Annotated in this window: 18 protein-coding genes and 1 tRNA gene; 18 read left to right on the top strand and 1 reads right to left on the bottom strand. The window is 68.4% G+C overall.

The window, feature by feature from the left end; genetic code table 11:
• Nucleotides 1–78 precede the first annotated feature (78 nt).
• Together NS331_RS08715 and NS331_RS08710 are read left to right on the top strand one after the other, a co-directional pair.
• The gene (locus NS331_RS08715) at nucleotides 79–1848 is read left to right on the top strand and encodes a PTS fructose-like transporter subunit IIB (RefSeq protein ID WP_058641613.1); all 1770 of its coding nucleotides are present in this window, start codon (nucleotides 79–81) and stop codon (nucleotides 1846–1848) included.
• Between the two features lie 106 nt (nucleotides 1849–1954).
• Nucleotides 1955–2797, top strand: a complete 843-nt coding sequence (locus tag NS331_RS08710; RefSeq protein WP_242873696.1) for a shikimate 5-dehydrogenase — start codon at nucleotides 1955–1957, stop codon at nucleotides 2795–2797.
• A 90-nt stretch (nucleotides 2798–2887) separates the two neighbouring features.
• Here the strand turns inward: NS331_RS08710 and NS331_RS08705 are convergent, their stop codons facing one another.
• Nucleotides 2888–3262 carry an Hsp20/alpha crystallin family protein gene (locus tag NS331_RS08705; RefSeq protein ID WP_058641612.1) on the bottom strand — a complete coding sequence of 125 codons (375 nt, stop codon included), beginning with the start codon at nucleotides 3260–3262 and terminating at the stop codon, nucleotides 2888–2890.
• 127 nt (nucleotides 3263–3389) lie between these two features.
• On the opposite strand from NS331_RS08705, the gene NS331_RS08700 reads away from it, so the two are divergent.
• The 16 genes from NS331_RS08700 (at nucleotide 3390) to nuoH (ending at nucleotide 19265) form a co-directional block, all read left to right on the top strand.
• Entirely contained in the window at nucleotides 3390–4673 is a 1284-nt protein-coding gene (locus NS331_RS08700; RefSeq protein ID WP_058641611.1) for a branched-chain amino acid ABC transporter substrate-binding protein, read from the top strand.
• Nucleotides 4670–5854, top strand: a complete 1185-nt coding sequence (locus NS331_RS08695; protein ID WP_275936456.1) for a pyridoxal phosphate-dependent aminotransferase — start codon at nucleotides 4670–4672, stop codon at nucleotides 5852–5854. The genes NS331_RS08700 and NS331_RS08695 overlap by 4 nt, the downstream gene beginning before the upstream one ends.
• A gap of 140 nt (nucleotides 5855–5994) precedes the next feature.
• Nucleotides 5995–6261, top strand: a complete 267-nt coding sequence (rpsO, locus tag NS331_RS08690; protein ID WP_058641609.1) for a 30S ribosomal protein S15 — start codon at nucleotides 5995–5997, stop codon at nucleotides 6259–6261.
• 206 nt (nucleotides 6262–6467) lie between these two features.
• Nucleotides 6468–8822, top strand: coding sequence for a polyribonucleotide nucleotidyltransferase (gene pnp / locus NS331_RS08685; protein ID WP_058641608.1), 2355 nt, complete (start codon nucleotides 6468–6470; stop codon nucleotides 8820–8822).
• Nucleotides 8823–8902: 80 nt separating this feature from the next.
• Complete coding sequence (locus tag NS331_RS08680) at nucleotides 8903–9892, top strand: NAD(P)H-quinone oxidoreductase (protein WP_058641607.1); 990 nt, start codon at nucleotides 8903–8905, stop codon at nucleotides 9890–9892.
• Nucleotides 9893–9920: 28 nt separating this feature from the next.
• Nucleotides 9921–10673, top strand: a complete 753-nt coding sequence (tpiA, locus tag NS331_RS08675; protein ID WP_058641606.1) for a triose-phosphate isomerase — start codon at nucleotides 9921–9923, stop codon at nucleotides 10671–10673.
• Nucleotides 10674–10706: 33 nt separating this feature from the next.
• A complete protein-coding gene (secG, locus tag NS331_RS08670) occupies nucleotides 10707–11075 on the top strand; it encodes a preprotein translocase subunit SecG (RefSeq protein WP_058641605.1) in 369 nt (122 codons plus the stop codon).
• A gap of 135 nt (nucleotides 11076–11210) precedes the next feature.
• A tRNA-Leu gene (locus tag NS331_RS08665) sits at nucleotides 11211–11295 on the top strand.
• A gap of 75 nt (nucleotides 11296–11370) precedes the next feature.
• Nucleotides 11371–11730, top strand: a complete 360-nt coding sequence (locus tag NS331_RS08660) for an NADH-quinone oxidoreductase subunit A (protein WP_058641604.1) — start codon at nucleotides 11371–11373, stop codon at nucleotides 11728–11730.
• Between the two features lie 30 nt (nucleotides 11731–11760).
• On the top strand, nucleotides 11761–12243 hold the full coding sequence (locus NS331_RS08655; RefSeq protein WP_017756931.1) for a NuoB/complex I 20 kDa subunit family protein: 483 nt from the start codon (nucleotides 11761–11763) through the stop codon (nucleotides 12241–12243).
• Between the two features lie 13 nt (nucleotides 12244–12256).
• Nucleotides 12257–12865, top strand: coding sequence for an NADH-quinone oxidoreductase subunit C (locus tag NS331_RS08650; protein WP_058641603.1), 609 nt, complete (start codon nucleotides 12257–12259; stop codon nucleotides 12863–12865).
• Nucleotides 12866–12880: 15 nt separating this feature from the next.
• Nucleotides 12881–14134: an NADH-quinone oxidoreductase subunit D gene (locus NS331_RS08645; protein ID WP_058641602.1), complete on the top strand. Its 1254-nt coding sequence runs from the start codon at nucleotides 12881–12883 to the stop codon at nucleotides 14132–14134.
• Between the two features lie 50 nt (nucleotides 14135–14184).
• Nucleotides 14185–14676 carry an NADH-quinone oxidoreductase subunit NuoE family protein gene (locus NS331_RS08640; protein WP_058641663.1) on the top strand — a complete coding sequence of 164 codons (492 nt, stop codon included), beginning with the start codon at nucleotides 14185–14187 and terminating at the stop codon, nucleotides 14674–14676.
• Nucleotides 14676–16016, top strand: a complete 1341-nt coding sequence (gene nuoF, locus NS331_RS08635; protein ID WP_058641601.1) for an NADH-quinone oxidoreductase subunit NuoF — start codon at nucleotides 14676–14678, stop codon at nucleotides 16014–16016. Before NS331_RS08640 ends, nuoF begins: the two co-directional genes overlap by 1 nt.
• Nucleotides 16017–16035: 19 nt before the next feature.
• Nucleotides 16036–18192, top strand: coding sequence for an NADH-quinone oxidoreductase subunit NuoG (gene nuoG / locus NS331_RS08630; RefSeq protein WP_058641600.1), 2157 nt, complete (start codon nucleotides 16036–16038; stop codon nucleotides 18190–18192).
• Complete coding sequence (gene nuoH / locus NS331_RS08625) at nucleotides 18189–19265, top strand: NADH-quinone oxidoreductase subunit NuoH (RefSeq protein WP_017756925.1); 1077 nt, start codon at nucleotides 18189–18191, stop codon at nucleotides 19263–19265. The genes nuoG and nuoH overlap by 4 nt, the downstream gene beginning before the upstream one ends.
• Nucleotides 19266–19274 lie beyond the last annotated feature (9 nt).

Here is a 19274-nt window from a genome sequence, read left to right as displayed (position 1 = left end):
CGTGCGCGCGCAAGTCCAGCCCTGCTTCCAAGTTTCTCTTTTCTGTCACCCATCCTCAGGACCCCGCCAGGAGACACCATGGCCTCACTCATTGCCATCGCCGCCAGCCAGGCCGGCCCCGCCCACAGCTTCATGCTGGGCGAGGTGCTGGCCGACGCCGCCCGCCAGCTCGGGCACGACCTGAAGCTGCAGGTCCAGAGTTCGCTCGGCATCCAGGGCAAGCTCTCGCCCGCCGAACTCGCCCAGGCCTCGGCCGTCATCGTGGCCGCCGACGCCGGTGCCGCCGTGGACCGCAGCGCGCTGCCAGCCGGCCGCGTGCTGGACGTGGCGCCCGACGCCGTGTTCCGCGATGCCGGTGCCGTGCTGCGCCAGGCGCTGGCCCTGGCCGGCGCGCCGGTGCCTGCCCCCGCCGCCGCGGCGCCGGTGGCCGCCGCCGCCAGCCGGCCGCTGAAGATCGTCGCCATCACCTCCTGCCCCACCGGCGTGGCCCACACCTTCATGGCCGCCGAGGCGCTGGAGCAGGGCGCCAAGGCCCTGGGCCACCAGATCCAGGTGGAGACGCAGGGCTCCGTGGGCGCGCAGAACACGCTGGGGGCCGACACCATCGCCGAGGCCGACCTGGTGCTGATCGCCGCCGACACCCAGGTGGACCGCAGCCGCTTCGCCGGCAAGCGCCTGCATTCCTCGGGCACCAAGGCGGCGATCCACGATGCGCCGGGCCTGATCGCCAAGGCGCAGGCCGAGGCGGCCGTGTGGGGCGGGGAGGGCGCTTCCGCCGCCGCCCCGGGCGCGGCCGGTGCCAAGCCCGCGGCCAAGGTCGCGGCCACCGGCCCCTACAAGCACCTGATGACCGGCGTCTCCTTCATGCTGCCCTTCGTGGTGGCGGGCGGCCTGCTGATCGCGCTGGCCTTCGCGCTGGGCGGCATCTACGTCTACGACGACGCGCACAAGGGCACGCTGGGCTGGACGCTGTTCCAGATCGGCGCCAAGGGCGGCTTCGCGCTGATGGTGCCGGCGCTGGCTGGCTACATCGCCTTCTCCATCGCCGACCGGCCCGGCATCGCGCCCGGCATGATCGGCGGCCTGCTGGCCGGCACCGTCGGCGCCGGCTTCCTCGGCGGCATCGCGGCCGGCTTCATCGCCGGCTATTCGGTCAACGCGCTCAACCGCTGGATCCGCCTGCCGCGCGGGCTGGAGGGGCTGAAGCCGGTGCTGATCCTGCCGCTGCTGGGCGCGGCCATCACCGGCGTGGCGATGATGCTGGTCATCGGGCAGCCGGTGGCGGCCATCATGGCGGCGCTGACCGAGTGGCTCAAGGGCATGCAGACCAGCAGCGCCGTGCTGCTGGGCATCACGCTGGGCGCCATGATGGCGGCCGACATGGGCGGGCCGATCAACAAGGCGGCCTATGTGTTCTCCACCACGCTGATCGCCTCGGGCGTCGCGACGCCGATGGCCGCGGCCATGGCCGCCGGCATGGTGCCGCCGCTGGGCATCGCGCTGGCCTGCCGCCTGTTCGCCAGCCGCTTCACGCCCGACGAGCGCGAGGCCAGCAAGGCCGCCGCCGTGCTGGGCCTGGCCTTCATCACGGAAGGCGCGATTCCCTACGTGGCGCGCGATCCGCTGCGCGTGATCCCGGCCTGCATGCTGGGCTCGGCCACCGCCGGCGCGCTGTCGATGATGTGGGGCATCGCCCTGCAGGCGCCGCACGGCGGCGTGTTCGTGCTGGCCATTCCGAATGCGGTCAACCACGTCATCCTCTATGCGCTGGCCATCCTGGTCGGCAGCGTGGTGACGGCGCTGGCGCTGGGCGCCTTCAAGAAGAAGGTGGTGGTGGCCGCGGCCTGATCGCGCGCTCTGCCTTCCTCATCGGCGGCGGGTCTGCGCGAGCGCGGGCCCGCCGCTTTTTTTTGCGCGCTAAGCTGCGCGACCCGATTCCCAAGGAGAGCCATCCATGAGCGCTGCGCAGGACATGCGCCTGACCCTCAGCCGCGACACCAAGCTGTGCATGTCGCTGTCGGGCCGGCCGAGCAACTTCGGCACCCGGCTGCACAACCATCTGTATCAGGCGCTGGGCCTGGACTATGTCTACAAGGCCTTCACCACCACCGACCTGCCGGCCGCCATCGGCGGCGTGCGCGCGCTGGGCGTGCGCGGCTGCGCGGTGTCGATGCCCTTCAAGGAGGCCTGTATCCCGCTGCTGGATCAGCTGACGCCCTCGGCCGCGCGGCTGCAGTCGGTCAACACCATCGTCAACATGGACGGGCGGCTGGTGGCCTACAACACCGACTACATCGCCGTCGCGGCGCTGCTGAAGTCGCACGGCGTGCCGCCGGGCACGCCCTTCGTGCTGCGCGGCAGCGGCGGCATGGGCCGGGCGGTGGCCGCGGCGCTGGTGGACCATGGCCTGGGCAAGGGCACGCTGGTGGCGCGCAACGCGGCCAGCGGGCGGGCCGTGGCCGATCTGCATGGCCTGCGGTGGCAGCCCGAGCTGCCTGAAAAGGCACCCGGCGCGGTGCTGGTCAACGTCACGCCGCTGGGCATGGCGGGCGCACCGGAATCGGAGACGCAGGCCTTTCCCGATGCGCTGATCGCCGCGGCGGCCTGGGTGTTCGACGTGGTGGCGCTGCCCTCGGAGACCCCGCTGGTGCGTGCCGCGCGCCGCCTGGGCCGGCCGGTGATCACCGGCGAGGAAGTCATGGTGCTGCAGGCGGTGGAGCAGTTCGCGCTGTACACCGGCGTGCGGCCGGATGCCGCGCGCGTGGCCGAGGCGGCCGCCTTCGCACGCGCGGGCTGAGCGGCGCTGCGCTCCGTCGCGCACGAAGAAACGGCCTCGGAGGAGGCCGTTTCTCATGGGGCGCCCGAAGCGCCCCGGTCGTCACGCAACTCAGCCGATGCTCAGCTGCGTGACCTTGCTCACCGGCGCCAGGCGGGCGAGCTTCAGGGTCAGCACGCCGTGCTCCAGCTTGGCTTCGCTGGCGGCGGCGTCGATCTCCTGCGGCAGCTCGTAGGCGGCCTTGTACTGGCGCTTGGCTTCGGGGCGGGTCTCGATGCGCACCACCTGGCCCTCGATGCCCACGCCCAGGTCCTCGCGGGCGATGCCGGGCACGTCCAGGCTCAGGGTCCAGCCCTGCTCGGTGCTTTCGACCTGCACGCCTCGGGCGGTCGGGAAGAAGGCGTCGTTGACGAAGCGCTCGAAGCCGCGGTCGAAGCTGCGGGGCGAGGCGAGGGCGGCGGAACGGATGGCGGGTGCGAACAACATGGCGTATCTCCTGTCTGAACGAAGGTGGATCCAGAGGCGCACCATGCGCCCCTTACACTGCGCGGCCTTTCAGTCGTGAGTGCCGCTTGAGGCCTATCTAGGCACCCTCCCGGCGGCTTTCAAGAGCATGTCCCAGACCTTTATTTCTCGCCGCCGCGTCTTGAAAAGCGGTGTCGCGGCGCTATGTGTTCCGGCCCTCGGCGGCCTGGCCCGCGCGCAGGGCGGCCCGCCCATCCGCCTGGCCCTGGTCGAGAGCCTGAGCGGCCCCTTCGCCAACACCGGCGAGGCCGTGTTCCGCAACCTTCTGTGGGCTGTGGAGCGGGTCAACGCCCGCGGCGGCATCGCGCTGCCGGGCGGTGCGCGCCCGCTGCAACTGGACCGGTACGACAGCAAGGGCCAGACCGAAGAGGCGCTGTCGGCCCTGCGTTCCGCCATCGACAACGGTGCGCAAGCGGTGCTGCAGGGCAACTCTTCCGCCACCGCCGCGGCCATCCTGGATGCGGTGGACAAGCACAACGAGCGCGATCCGCGCCGGCGCCTGCTCTTCCTCAACTATTCGGCAGTGGACCCGATCCTCACCAACGAGCGCTGCAGCTTCTGGCACTTCCGCTTCGACGCCCATGCCGACATGCGCGTGGCCGCGCTGATGGCCGTCTTCAAGGACGACCGCACCGTCGGCAGCGCCTACCTGATCGGCCAGGACTACAGCTTCGGCCAGGCCGTGCTGCGTGAAAGCCGGCGCCGCATCGCCGAGCTGCGGCCCGACGTGCGCATCGTGGGCGAGGAGCTGCACCCCATGGGCAAGGTCAAGGACTTCGCGCCCTATGCCGTGAAGATCAAGGCCAGCGGCGCGCAGGCCGTGTTCACCGGCAACTGGGGCAACGACCTGACCCTGCTGGTCAAGGCGGCGCGCGAGGTCGGTTTCGAGGGCAAGTTCTACACCTTCTACGGCAATGCGCTGGGCGCGCCGGCCGCCCTGGGCGATGCCGGCGTGGGCAAGGTGATCGCCGTGGCCGACTGGCTGCCCAACGTGCCCACGCCGGAGTCGGCGGCCTTCTACAGGAGCTTCCGCGCGCGCTTCCCGAACCCGGCGGACGACTATGTGCACATGCGCATGCAGCTGATGGTCGAGGCGCTGGCACAGTCCATCGCCCAGGCCGGCAGCACCGAGGCGGCGGCCGTCGCCGCCAAGCTGGAGAACGCCAGGGTGTCGCTCGCCGGCCGCAGCGGACGCATGCGCGCGGCCGACCATCAGTTCCAGCAGCCGCTGGTCGTGGGCCTGATGGACCGCCAGGGCACGCCGGGCGTGGCCTTCGACGTCGAGGGCTCGGGCTACGGCTTCCGCGTCATCAAGGACATCGCGCCCGAACAGGCCGAATTGCCCACCACCTGCCGCATGCAGCGGCCCTGACCCCGAGGACGCGAACCATGCGCCAAGCCATCGACAAGCTCGAAGCCTCCAAGATCCGCGAAGTCGCCAATGCCGGCATGGGCCGCGGCGACGTGCTGGCCTTCTGGTTCGGCGAGAGCGACGAAGTCACGCCCGAGCCGGTGCGCCGTGCGGCCATCGAATCCATCGAGCGTGGCGAGACCTTCTACGCCCACAACCTCGGCCTGCCCGAACTGCGCGAGGCCATCGCGCGCTATGCCTCGCGGCTGCATCCGGCCATCGGCATGGAACGCATCGCCGTCACCTCCGGCGGCGTCAGCGCGCTCATGATCGCCGTGCAGGCGCTGGTGGACGCCGGCGACGAGGTGGTGGCCGTGACGCCCGTCTGGCCCAACCTGACGGCGCAGCCCGCCATCCTGGGCGCCACGGTGCGCTGCCTGCCCCTGCAACCGGTGGATGGCAACTGGACGCTGGACCTGGACGCCCTGCGCGCCGCCGTGACGCCGGCCACGCGCCTGCTGATCCTGAACGCGCCCAACAACCCCACCGGCTGGACGCTGACGCGGGCCGAGCAGCAGGCCATCCTGGACCACTGCCGCGCCACCGGCACCTGGATCCTGGCGGACGAGGTCTACGAGCGCCTGTACTACGCCGGCGACACCGCCAACGGCTGCGCGCCCAGCTTCCTGGACATCGCCACCGCCGACGACCGGCTGGTGGTGGCGCACAGCTTCTCCAAGAGCTTCCTCATGACCGGCTGGCGCCTGGGCTGGCTGGTGCTGCCCCCGGCGCTGCTGGACAACGTGGGCAAGCTGATCGAGTTCAACACCTCCTGCGCCAGCGTGTTCAGCCAGCGCGCCGGCATCGCCGCCCTGGCGCACGAGGCCGACATCACCCCGCGCGTGGTGGCCCACCTGCAGGCCTGCCGCGACACGCTGGTGCCGCTGCTGCAGGGCCTGCCGGGCCTGAAGGTGTCGGCCGCCAAGGGCGGCATGTACGCCTTCTTCCAGGTCGAGGGCGCGGCCGACTCGCTGGCGCTGGCCAAACGTTTGGTGGCCGAAGCTGGCCTCGGCCTGGCGCCCGGCAACGCCTTCGCGCCCGAGGCGCAGGGCTGGCTGCGCTGGTGCTTCGCCTCGCGCGACACCGGCCGGCTGGTGCAGGGTGTGGAGCGGCTTTCGGGCTGGCTGGCGAAGAACTGCTAGAATTTCAAGGCTTTGCGCGTTGCAAAGCTCCACGGCACCCCCGGTTCCAGGGAGTGCCGCAAGTCAACAACCCCGTGCCCACGGCCCGCGTCTCAACCGCGCAGGCCGCAGCAAGCCGGGAATCACAGGACACAGTCATCATGATTTCTCTCGAAAAGAAGGCAGAGGTCGTCAAGGCCAATGCCCGCGCTGCCAACGACACCGGCAGTCCCGAAGTGCAGGTTGCCCTGCTCACGGCTCGCATCAACGAGCTGACCCCCCACTTCAAGCAGCATGCCAAGGACCACCACGGTCGCCGCGGCCTGCTGCGCATGGTGAGCCGCCGCCGCAAGCTGCTGGACTACCTGAAGTCCAAGGACGCCGAGCGCTACACCGCCCTGATCGCCAAGCTGGGCCTGCGCAAGTAAGCCGCTTCGCATCGCACGAACGCCTGAGTTAGCCCGCTAGCTCAGGCGTTTTTAACTTCGGAGACCGCAGAACGGATCGAAGCTGTGTCATTCCAACGGACCCCTTGGCAGAGGGCTTCGCTGGAATGGCATCGTGTTCCACCCCTGCGCTCCGCCACCCGCGGGCCGGCCTCGACGCTGGTGCCGCATCACCCAAGGAGCAGAGCATGAGCCTCTTCAACAAAGTCACCAAGAGCTTCCAGTGGGGCGACAAGACCGTCGTCATGGAAACCGGCGAGATCGCCCGCCAGGCCACCGGCGCCGTGCTGGTGGACATCGACGGCACCGTGGTGCTGGCCACCGTCGTCGCCTCCAAGTCGGCCAAGCCCGGCCAGGACTTCTTCCCGCTGACCGTCGACTACATCGAGAAGACCTACGCCGCCGGCAAGATCCCCGGCAGCTTCTTCAAGCGCGAAGCCAAGCCCAGCGAACTCGAGACGCTGACCAGCCGCCTGATCGACCGCCCGATCCGCCCGCTGTTCCCCGAAGGCTTCCTGAACGAAGTGCACGTGGTCATCCACACGCTGTCGCTCAACCCCGAAGTCGACGCCGACATCGCCGCCATGATCGCCGTGAGCGCCGCCCTGTCGGTCTCGGGCATCCCCTTCGCCGGCCCGATCGGTGCGGCGCGCGTGGGCTACATCAACGGCCAGTACGTGCTGAATCCGGGCAAGACCGCCCGCGCCGATTCGCAGATGGACCTGGTGGTCGCCGGCACCGAAGCCGCCGTGCTGATGGTCGAATCCGAAGCGCTGCAGCTGTCGGAAGAGATCATGCTCGGCGCAGTGGTCTTCGGCCACGAGCAGGGCCGCATCGCCATCGAGGCCATCCACGAACTGACCCGCGAAGCCGGCAAGCCGCTGTGGACCGAGAACGGCACCTGGGCGCCCGAGGCCAAGGACGAAGGCTTCGAGGCCAAGATCAAGGGCCTGGCCGAAGAGAAGCTGCGCGCCGTCTACCAGATCCGCAGCAAGCAGGCCCGCACCCAGGCCCTGCGCGAAGCCAACGCCAGCGTCTTCGAGGCGCTGAAGGCCGAAGGTGCGGAGTTCGATGCCGGCAAGGTCAGCGACCTGCTGTTCGCCATCGAAGCCAACATCGTGCGCAGCCAGATCCTCGAGGGCGAGCCCCGCATCGACGGCCGCGACACCCGCACCGTGCGCCCCATCGAGATCCGCAACAGCGTGCTGCCCCGCACCCACGGCTCGGCCCTGTTCACCCGCGGCGAGACGCAGGCGCTGGTCGTGACCACGCTGGGCACCGAGCGCGACGCGCAGCGCATCGACGCGCTGGCCGGCGAGTTCGAGGACCGCTTCCTGTTCCACTACAACATGCCTCCCTTCGCCACCGGCGAAGTGGGCCGCATGGGCTCCACCAAGCGCCGCGAAGTGGGCCACGGCCGCCTGGCCAAGCGCGCCCTGGTGGCCGTGCTGCCGCAGAAGGACGAGTTCCCCTACACCATCCGCGTGGTCAGCGAGATCACCGAATCCAACGGCTCCTCGTCAATGGCCTCGGTGTGCGGCGGCTGCCTGTCGATGATGGACGCCGGCGTGCCGCTGAAGGCGCACGTGGCCGGCATCGCCATGGGCCTGATCAAGGACGGCAACAAGTTCGCCGTGCTGACCGACATCCTGGGCGATGAGGACCACCTGGGCGACATGGACTTCAAGGTGGCCGGCACGACCAACGGCATCACCGCCCTGCAGATGGACATCAAGATCCAGGGCATCACCAAGGAAATCATGCAGGTCGCCCTGGCCCAGGCCAAGGAAGCGCGCATGCACATCCTGGGCAAGATGCAGGACGCCATGGGCGAGGCCAAGACCGAGATCTCGTCCTTCGCGCCCAAGCTCTACACGATGAAGATCAACCCCGAGAAGATCCGCGACGTGATCGGCAAGGGCGGCTCGACGATCCGCGCGCTGACCGAAGAGACCGGCACGCAGATCAACATCGAGGAAGACGGCACCATCACCATCGCCTCCAACGACAGCGCCAAGGCCGACGAGGCCAAGCGCCGCATCGAGGAGATCACGGCGGAAGTCGAGATCGGCAAGGTCTACGAAGGCCCGGTCACCAAGATCCTGGACTTCGGCGCGCTGATCAACCTGCTGCCCGGCAAGGACGGCCTGCTGCACATCAGCCAGATCGCCCACGAGCGCGTGGAGAAGGTCACCGACTACCTGAGCGAAGGCCAGATCGTGAAGGTCAAGGTGCTCGAGACCGACGACAAGGGCCGCGTCAAGCTGTCGATGAAGGCGCTGGCCGAGCGTCCGGCCGGCATGCCCGAGTTCGGCGACCGCCCGCCGCGCGAAGACCGTGGCGAGCGCCGCGAACGGGGTGATCGTGGTGACCGCGGCGACCGAGGCGACCGAGGCGACCGTGCTCCCCGCGCCCCGCGCGAGGACCGTCAGCCGCGCGCCGAGACCGGCTACGGCCAGGCGCCCGAGTCGCACGAAGGCGCGGCGCCTGCCGTCCAGCCGCCGGCCGAAGGCGGCAGCCCCGCCGCCAATCCGCAAGGCTGACCGGCCTTGTCCGCGCGGCCGGCAGCCCACCTCGGTGGCCTGCCGGCCTTCGTCCATTCCCGCCCCCATCAGGAGACCCCATGAAAGCCGTCGAGATCACCAGCCATGGCGCCCCCGAGGTGCTTCGCCTGTGCACGCGCGACGATCCGCAGCCGGGTGCCGGTGAACTGCTGATCCGCGTCGCGGCCAGCGGCGTCAACCGGCCCGACGTGCTGCAGCGCATGGGCCAGTACCCGGTGCCGCCGGGGGCCTCCGACCTGCCGGGCCTGGAAGTCGCCGGCGAGATCGTCGGCGGCGACGCGGCCGAGTTGGCGCAGGCCGGCTTCAAGATGGGCGACCGCGTGTGCGCGCTGGTGGCCGGCGGCGGCTACGCGCAGCTGTGCGTGGCGCCCATCGGCCAGTGCCTGCCGGTGCCCGAGGGCTGGTCGGACGTCGAAGCGGCGGCGCTGCCCGAGACCTTCTTCACCGTCTGGAGCAACGTCTTCGACCGCGGCCGCCTGCAGAAGGGCGAAACCTTCCTGGTGCAGGGCGGCACGAGCGGCATCGGCGTGACGGCGATCCAGCTGGCGAAGGCCTTCGGTGCGACCGTCATCGCCACCGCCGGCAGCACCCAGAAGTGCCAGGCCTGCCTGGACCTGGGCGCGGACCATGCGATCAACTACCGCGAGCAGGACTTCGCCGAGGAGGCCAAACGCCTCACCGGCGGCCGCGGCGTGGACGTGATCCTGGACATGGTGGCCGGCGACTACGTGGCGCGCGAGGTGGGTTGCCTGGCCGAGGACGGCCGGCTGGTCATCATCGCGGTGCAGGGCGGCATCGAGAGTGGCTTCAATGCCGGCCTGGTGCTGCGCCGGCGGCTGACGATCACGGGCTCCACGCTGCGTCCGCGCCCGGTGGCCTTCAAGGCCGCCATCGCGCAGAAGCTGCGCGAGCAGGTCTGGCCGCTGCTCGCCCGGCGCGAGGGTGTCAAGCCTGTGATCCATTCCACCTTCGCGGCCGCCGATGCCGCCCAGGCCCATGCGCTGATGCAATCCAATCAGCACATCGGCAAGATCGTGCTGACCTGGTGAGGGCCGGGCGGCTTATCCATCGAGAACCATGAGCAAGAAAAAACAATTCATCGCTGGCAACTGGAAGATGAACGGCGGCCTGGCCGCCAACGAGGCGCTCCTGGGTGCGCTTCGCCAGGGGGTGGGCCAGCCGGTGTGCGATGTCGCGGTGTGTGTGCCGGCGCCGTATCTGGCGCAGGTCCAGGCGCTCGCGCAGAACACGCCCATCGCGCTCGGCGCGCAGGACGTGTCGGTGCATGCGCAGGGGGCCTACACGGGTGAGCAGTCCGTGGCCATGCTGAAGGACTTCGGCGTGCGTTACGCCATCGTGGGCCATTCCGAGCGCCGCCAGTACCACGGCGAGACCGACGAGGTGGTGGCCGCCAAGGCGGGCGCCGCGCTGGCCGGCGGCATCACGCCCATCGTCTGCGTCGGTGAGACGCTGGCCGAACGCGAAGCCGGCCACACGGAGGAGGTGGTGCGCCGTCAGCTGGCCGCCGTGATCCACGCCAACGGCCATTGCATCAGCGAGATCGTCGTCGCCTACGAGCCGGTGTGGGCCATCGGCACGGGCAAGACCGCCTCGCCGGAAGAGGCGCAGGCCGTGCACGCCGTGCTGCGCGCCCAGCTGGCGCATGCCGCGGCCGATGCCGCCGCGCGCATCCGCATCCTCTACGGCGGCAGCATGAATGCCGCCAATGCCGCGGCGCTGCTGGCCCAGCCGGACATCGACGGCGGCCTCATCGGCGGCGCCTCGCTCAAGGCGCCCGACTTCCTCCAGATCATCGCGGCCGCCCGCTGAGGCGACCGCTTCCCCCCTAGGAGTTCCTTCGACATGACCATCGTCCACAACATCCTCATCGCTGTGCAGATCCTGGCGGCCATCGCCATGGTCGGCCTCATCCTCGTGCAGCACGGCAAGGGCGCCGACATGGGCGCCGCCTTCGGCAGCGGCAGCTCCGGCAGCCTGTTCGGCGCCAGCGGCAGTGCCAACTTCCTGTCGCGCACCACGGCGGTGCTGGCGGCGCTGTTCTTCGCCTGCACGCTGCTGCTGGCCTACTTTGGCACGCCGCGCGCGGCCGGTGGCGGCAGCCTGCTGGAGCGCGCGCCGATCACGGCGCCCGCTTCGCAGATCCCCGCGGGCAATGCCGTGCCGACCCCTGCAGCCCCTGCGTCCAACCCGTCGCAGATCCCCGCGAAGTAAGCGTCCAAGGATCCCTGGCCTCGTTTTATGAGGTGGCCCTGTCCAAACAAGGGCATTTCAGGGTAAACTCCAAGGCTGCCCCGGAAAGCCAATAACCTTCTTGGTTCCTCATGCCATCCGGGGCAGACATAAACCGCCGTCGTGGTGAAATTGGTAGACACGCTATCTTGAGGGGGTAGTGGCGAAAGCTGTGCGAGTTCGAGTCTCGCCGACGGCACCAATCTGCACCGGCTGATGCGCCAACCTGCAACGGGTCTGGGCATCGGTCGGTGGCAAGCGGTGATAGAGCCCCCCGATGAACCTCGCGACCTACCTTCCCGTTCTGTTGTTCATTCTGGTGGGGGTTGCGGTAGGCATCCTTCCGCAAGTTCTGGGTTACGTTCTGGGCCCGAACCGGCCCGACGCGGCCAAGAATTCCCCCTACGAGTGCGGCTTCGAGGCGTTCGAGAACGCCCGCATGCAGTTCGACGTCCGCTACTACCTCGTCGCCATCCTCTTCATCCTCTTCGACCTGGAAATCGCTTTCCTCTTCCCGTGGGCCGTGGCCTTCAAGGAAGTGGGTCCGCTGGGCTTCTGGGCCGCGGTGGTGTTCCTGGCCATCCTCGTCGTGGGCTTCGCCTACGAGTGGAAGAAGGGCGCCCTGGATTGGGAATGAGGCGACGCAACACGAGAGGAAACCCCGGCCATGGCCATTGAAGGTGTGTTCAAGGAAGGCTTCATCACCACGTCCTACGACGCGGTGGTGAACTGGGCGAAGACGGGCTCGCTGTGGCCCATGACCTTCGGCCTCGCCTGCTGCGCGGTCGAGATGATGCATGCCGCTGCAGCCCGCTACGACATCGGCCGCTTCGGTGCCGAGGTCTTCCGCGCCAGCCCGCGCCAGTCCGATCTGATGATCGTGGCCGGCACGCTGTGCAACAAGATGGCGCCTGCGCTGCGCAAGGTGTACGACCAGATGGCCGAGCCGCGCTGGGTGCTCTCCATGGGCTCCTGCGCCAACGGCGGCGGCTACTACCACTACAGCTACTCGGTGGTGCGCGGCTGCGACCGCATCGTGCCGGTCGACGTCTACGTGCCCGGCTGCCCGCCGACGGCCGAGGCGCTGATCTACGGGATCATCCAGCTGCAGCAGAAGGTGCGCCGCACCAACACCATCGCGCGCGCCTGAGCGCGTCTCTCCCATGACATCGATTGCCATTGATCCGCAGGTCCTGAAGGACCAGCTTGCACTCGCCCTGGGCGACAAGGTGCGCGAGGTCAGCCTCGCGTTGGGCGAGGTGACGATCATCGTCAGCGCCGCCAATTACCTGGACGTGATGAAGACGCTGCGCGACACCGCCGGCATGCAGTTCGAGCAGCTCATCGACCTGTGCGGCATGGACTACTCCGCCTGGCGCGACGAGGTGTGGGAAGGCCCGCGCTTCGCCGTGGTGGCGCACCTGCTGTCGGTGAGCCTCAACCAGCGCGTGCGCGTGCGCGCCTTCTGCCCCGACGACGACCTGCCGGTGATCGCCTCCGTCAACGACCTGTGGGCGAGCGCCAACTGGTTCGAGCGCGAGGCCTTCGACCTCTACGGCATCGTGTTCGACGGTCACCCGGACCTGCGCCGCATCCTGACCGACTACGGCTTCATCGGCCATCCGTTCCGCAAGGATTTCCCGCTGTCGGGCCACGTCGAGATGCGCTACGACGAGCAGATGCAGCGCGTGGTCTACCAGCCGGTGACCATCGAGCCGCGCGAGATCACGCCGCGCGTGATCCGCGAAGAGCACTACGGCGGCCTGCACTGAACCCCCGACCGACCCATGGCTGAAATCAAGAACTACACGCTTAACTTCGGGCCGCAACACCCGGCCGCGCACGGTGTGCTGCGCCTGGTGCTGGAGCTCGACGGCGAAGTGGTGCAGCGCGCCGACCCGCACATCGGCCTGCTGCACCGCGCCACCGAGAAGCTGGCCGAGCACAAGACCTTCATCCAGTCGCTGCCCTACATGGACCGTCTCGACTACGTGTCCATGATGTGCAACGAGCATGCCTACTGCCTGGCCATCGAGAAGCTGCTCGGTCTGGACGTGCCGATCCGCGCCCAGTACATCCGCGTGATGTACTCGGAGATCACGCGCATGCTCAACCACCTGATGTGGCTGGGCTCGCACGGCAACGACTGCGGCAGCTCGACGATCCTGATCTACGCCTTCCGCGAGCGCGAAGACCTGTTCGATGCCTACGAGGCCGTGTCGGGCGCGCGCATGCATGCGGCCTACTTCCGTCCGGGTGGCGTGTACCGCGACCTGCCGGACACGATGCCGCAGTACAAGCACAGCAAGATCAAGAACGCCAAGGCCCTCGCTCGCATGAACGAGAACCGCCAGGGTTCGCTGCTGGACTTCCTCGAAGACTTCACGAAGCGCTTCGACACCTACCTGGGTGAATACCACACGCTGCTGACCGACAACCGCATCTGGAAGCAGCGCACCGTGGGCATCGGCGTGATGGACGCCGACCGCGCGCTGAACCTGGGACTGACGGGCCCGATGCTGCGCGGCTCGGGCGTGGCCTGGGACCTGCGCAAGACGCAGCCCTACGACGTCTACAACCAGCTCGATTTCGACATCCCGGTGGGCAAGACCGGCGACTGCTACGACCGCTACCTCGTGCGCATGGAGGAGCTCAACCAGTCGAACCGCATCATTGCCCAGTGCGTGAAGTGGCTGAAGGCCAACCCCGGCCCGGTCATCACGGACAACCACAAGGTGGCGGCTCCCAAGCGCGAGGCCATGAAGGCCAACATGGAAGAGCTGATCCACCACTTCAAGCTCTTCACCGAGGGCTTCCGCGTGCCCGAGGGCGAGGCCTATGCCGCCGTCGAGCATCCCAAGGGCGAGTTCGGCATCTACCTCGTCAGCGATGGTGCCAACAAGCCTTACCGCCTGAAGATCCGGCCGCCAGGCTTCGTGCACCTGGCCGCGCTCGACGAAATGTCGCGCGGCCACATGCTGGCCGACACCGTCGCCATCATCGGCACGCTGGACATCGTCTTCGGAGAGATCGATCGATGAGCGATTCCCTCAACAATCCTCCCATCGCACCCGCGGCCCTGCCGCAGGACATGCTGGACCGCTTCGCCCGCGAAGTCGCCAAGTACCCCGACAACGACGCAGGCCGTCAGTCGGCGGTGATGGCCTGCCTGTCCATCGTGCAGCAGGTCTACGGCTGGGTGAGCGACGAGAACGAGGCCGCCGTGGCCGCCTACCTGGGCATGCCCCAGATCGCGGCGCGCGAGGTGACCACCTTCTACAACATGTACAACCAGCAGCCGGTGGGCAAGTTCAAGCTGAACGTCTGCACCAACCTGCCCTGCCAGCTGCGTGACGGCTACAAGGCGCTGCATCATCTGGAAGCCAAGCTGGGCATCAAGATGGGCGAGACCACGGCCGACGGCATGTTCACGCTGCAGCAGAGCGAATGCCTGGGCGCCTGCGCCGATTCGCCGGTGATGCTGGTCAACGACCGCACCATGTGCAGCTTCATGAGCACCGAGAAGCTCGACCAGCTGGTCGACGGCCTGCGTGCCGCCGAGCCCAAAGGGGAGACGCGCTGATGACGCCCGATCAAGTCCTCTCGCAGTTCCGCGCGACGGGCGTGCAGACCTGCTTCCATGGCCGCCACATCGATCCGCAGATCTATGCGGGTCTGGACGGCACCAACTGGAGCCTCGCCGACTACGAGGCGCGCGGCGGCTACCAGGCGCTGCGCAAGATCCTGACCGAAGGCCTGACGCAGGACCAGGTGATCGCCGAGGTCAAGACCTCCGGCCTGCGCGGCCGCGGCGGCGCCGGCTTCCCGACCGGCCTGAAGTGGAGCTTCATGCCCCGCCAGTTCCCGGGCCAGAAGTACCTGGTCTGCAACTCGGACGAAGGCGAGCCCGGCACCTGCAAGGACCGCGACATCCTCATGTTCAACCCGCACATCGTCATCGAAGGCATGGCGATCGCGGCGTATGCCATGGGCATCAGCGTGGGCTACAACTACATCCACGGCGAGATCTTCGAGGTGTACGACCGCTTCGAAGCCGCCCTGGAAGAAGCGCGCGCCGCCGGCTACCTCGGCGGCAACATCATGGGCAGCAACTTCAGCTTCCAGCTGCATGCGCACCATGGCTTCGGCGCCTACATCTGCGGCGAAGAGACCGCGTTGCTCGAATCGCTGGAAGGCAAGAAGGGCCAGCCGCGCTTCAAGCCGCCGTTCCCGGCCAGCTTCGGCCTGTACGGCAAGCCGACCACCATCAACAACACCGAGACCTTCGCGGCGGTGCCCTGGATCATCCGCAACGGTGGCCAGGCCTACCTGGAGTGCGGCAAGCCCAACAACGGCGGCACCAAGATCTACTCGGTTTCGGGCGACGTCGAGCTGCCCGGCAACTACGAAGTGCCGATGGGCACGCCCTTCTCCAAGCTGCTGGAGCTGGCGGGCGGCGTGCGCAAGGGCCGCAAGCTCAAGGCGGTGATCCCGGGCGGTTCGTCCGCCCCGGTGCTGCCGGCCGACATCATGATGTCCTGCACCATGGACTATGACTCCATCGCCAAGGCCGGCTCCATGCTTGGCTCGGGGGCCGTGATCGTCATGGACGACAGCCGCTGCATGGTCGAGTCGCTCAAGCGGCTCTCGTACTTCTACATGCACGAGTCCTGCGGCCAGTGCACGCCCTGCCGCGAAGGCACGGGCTGGCTGTGGCGCGTGGTCGACCGCATCCACCATGGCGAAGGCCGTGCCTCCGACATGGACCTGCTGAATTCCGTGGCCGACAACATCCAGGGCCGCACCATCTGTGCGCTGGGCGATGCCGCGGCCATGCCCGTGCGCGCCATGCTGAAGCACTTCCGTCACGAGTTCGAGGCCATGGTGCCCGGCTACGTGCCGAAGACGCCGGCCCAGGCCTGAGCGGGAGCGAGAACCTCACATGATCGAAATCGAACTCGACGGCAAGAAGGTCGAAGTGGCCGAAGGCAGCATGGTCATGCATGCGGCCGACAAGGCCGGGACCTACATCCCGCACTTCTGCTACCACAAGAAGCTCTCCATCGCCGCCAACTGCCGCATGTGCCTGGTGGACGTGGAGAAGGCACCCAAGCCGATGCCGGCGTGCGCCACGCCGGTCACGCAGGGCATGATCGTGCGCACCCAGTCCGACAAGGCCGTCAAGGCCCAGAAGTCGGTGATGGAGTTCCTGCTGATCAACCATCCGCTGGACTGCCCCATCTGCGACCAGGGCGGCGAATGCCAGCTGCAGGATCTGGCGGTGGGCTACGGCGGCGGCGCCTCGCGCTACCAGGAAGAAAAGCGCGTGGTGTTCCACAAGGACGTGGGCCCGCTGATCTCCATGGAGGAGATGAGCCGCTGCATCCACTGCACCCGCTGCGTGCGCTTCGGCCAGGAAGTGGCCGGCATCATGGAACTGGGCATGGTCAACCGGGGTGAGCACTCCGAGATCACCACCGTCGTTGGCGACACCGTCGACTCCGAGCTGTCGGGCAACATGATCGACATCTGCCCGGTCGGCGCGCTCACGAGCAAGCCCTTCCGCTACAGCGCCCGCACCTGGGAACTGTCGCGCCGCAAGTCGGTGAGCCCGCATGATTCCACCGGCGCCAACCTGATCGTCCAGGTCAAGAACAACCGCGTGATGCGCGTGCTGCCGCTGGAGAACGAGGACGTCAACGAGTGCTGGATCGCCGACCGCGACCGCTTCTCGTACGAGGCCCTGGACAGCGCCGAGCGCCTGACGCAGCCCATGCTCAAGCAGGGCGGCCAGTGGCAGGCCGTGGACTGGCAGACGGCCCTGGAATACGTCGCCAACGGCCTCAAGCAGATCAAGGCCGACCACGGCGCCGACGCCATCGGCGCGCTGGTGAGCCCGCACAGCACCGTGGAAGAGCTGGCCCTGGCCGGCGCCCTGGTGCGCGGCCTCGGCAGCGAGAACATCGACCACCGCCTGCGCCATGCCGACTTCGGCAATGTCGGCGGCGGCATCCGCTGGCTGGGCACGTCCATCGCCTCGCTGTCGAACCTGCAGCGTGTGCTGGTGGTCGGCAGCAACCTGCGCAAGGACCATCCGCTGTTCGCGCAGCGCATCCGCCAGTCGGTGCGCAAGGGCGGCAAGCTGTTCGCCATCGCGTCGACCGAGCAACTGGCCGCCGAAACCTCGTGGGCCATGCCGCTGGCCGGCTTCCAGCAGGTCGATGCCGCCGGCTGGTACGGCGCACTGGCGCAGATCGCCGCTGCCGTGGCGGCCGAGAAGGGCATCGCCGCGCCCGCACAGGCCGATGTGACCGACGCTGCACGCGGCGTGGCGCAGGCCCTGGTGGGCGGTGAGCGCAAGGCGATCCTGCTGGGCAACGGTGCCGCGCACCATGCCGAGGCTTCGCGCCTGCTCGCATTGGCCCAGTGGATCGGCACGCAGACCGGCGCCAGCGTCGGCTACCTGACCGAAGCGGCCAACACCGTCGGCGCGCAGTGGGTTCATGCCCAGCCGGGCGCCAAGGGCCTGAACGCCGGCCAGATGCTGGCGGGCGGCCTCAAGGCGGCGCTGCTGCTGAACACCGAGCCGGTGTTCGATTCGGCCGCCGGTGCCCGTGCGGCGGACGCACTGGGTCAGTCGCAGATGGTGGTCACGCTGAGCCCCTTCAAGGCCAACCTGGAATTCAGCGACGTGCTGCTGCCCATCGCGCCGTTCAGCGAGACGCCGGGCACCTTCGTCAATGCCGAAGGCCGCATCCAGAGCTTCCATGCCGTGGTGCGCCCGCTGGGCGAAGCCCGTCCGGCGTGGAAGGTGCTGCGTGTGCTGGGCAACCTGCTGGGCCTGTCGGGCTTCGACTTCGAGTCGACCCAGGACGTGATGGCCAAGGTGCGCGGATCGGCCGCCGCCGACTTCGTTGCCGCCGACCGCCTGGGCAACGATGCCCCGGCCGTCGACCTGACCGCGGCGTCGCCCGCTGGCCAAGTCGCGCCGGCCACTGCCGCCATCTACCAACTGGATTCGCTGGTGCGCCGCGCACCGTCGTTGCAACTGACGACCGACGGCCGCCGCGCCGCGGCCGCACAGGAGGTGTCGGCATGATCGACGCGCTGTACAACGCAGGCTACGGCCTGATCGGCGCCCACTGGTGGACCGCCGGCGGCTGGCCCGTCATCTGGGCGCTGCTCAAGATCATCGCCGTGCTGCTGCCGGTGCTGGGCGCCGTGGCCTACGCCACGCTATGGGAGCGCAAGTTCCTGGGCTGGATCCAGGTGCGCCACGGCCCCAACCGGGTCGGGCCCTTCGGCCTGCTGCAGCCCATCGCCGACGCGGTCAAGCTGCTGACCAAGGAACTGATCAACCCGACGGCGGCCAGCTCCGGCCTGTTCCGCCTCGGCCCGGTCATGGCCATCATGCCGGCCCTGGCGGCCTGGGTGGCCATTCCCTTCGGCCCCGACGCGGTCATCGCCAACGTCAATGCCGGCCTGCTGCTGATCATGGCCATCACCTCCATCGAGGTGTACGGCGTGATCATCGCCGGCTGGGCGTCGAACTCGAAGTACGCCTTCCTGGGTGCGCTGCGCGCGTCGGCCCAGATGGTGAGCTACGAGATCGCGATGGGCTTCTGCTTCGTCGTCGTCATCATGGTGTCGGGCAGCCTGAGCCTGGGCGACATCGTCGCTGTGCAGGGCAAGGGCACCTTCGCCGACATGGGGCTGTCCTTCCTGTCCTGGAACTGGCTGCCGCTGCTGCCCATCTTCATCGTCTACCTGATCTCGGGCGTGGCCGAAACCAACCGCCATCCCTTCGACGTGGTGGAAGGCGAGGCAGAGATCGTGGCCGGCCACATGGTCGAGTACTCGGGCATGGGCTTCGCGATCTTCTTCCTGGCCGAATACGCCAGCATGTGGCTCGTGTCGATCCTGGCCGTGCTCATGTTCCTGGGCGGCTGGCTGTCGCCGGTGGGCTTCCTGGACTTCATTCCCGGCTGGATTTGGCTGGGCCTGAAGACCTTCTTCGTGCTGTCGCTGTTCATCTGGATCCGCGGCACCTTCCCGCGCTTCCGCTACGACCAGATCATGCGGCTGGGCTGGAAGATCTTCATCCCTGTCACGCTGGTCTGGCTGCTAATCGTCGGCGGCTGGATGCAGACGCCCTGGAACATCTGGAAATAAGGTGGACCA

Origin of the sequence: Pseudacidovorax intermedius (assembly GCF_001476815.1) — a bacterium.
In the GTDB taxonomy this organism is placed as follows: domain Bacteria; phylum Pseudomonadota; class Gammaproteobacteria; order Burkholderiales; family Burkholderiaceae_C; genus Xenophilus; species Xenophilus intermedius_A.
Note: the sequence above shows the minus strand (reverse complement) of the source record. Positions and strands in the feature narration are given on the sequence as shown.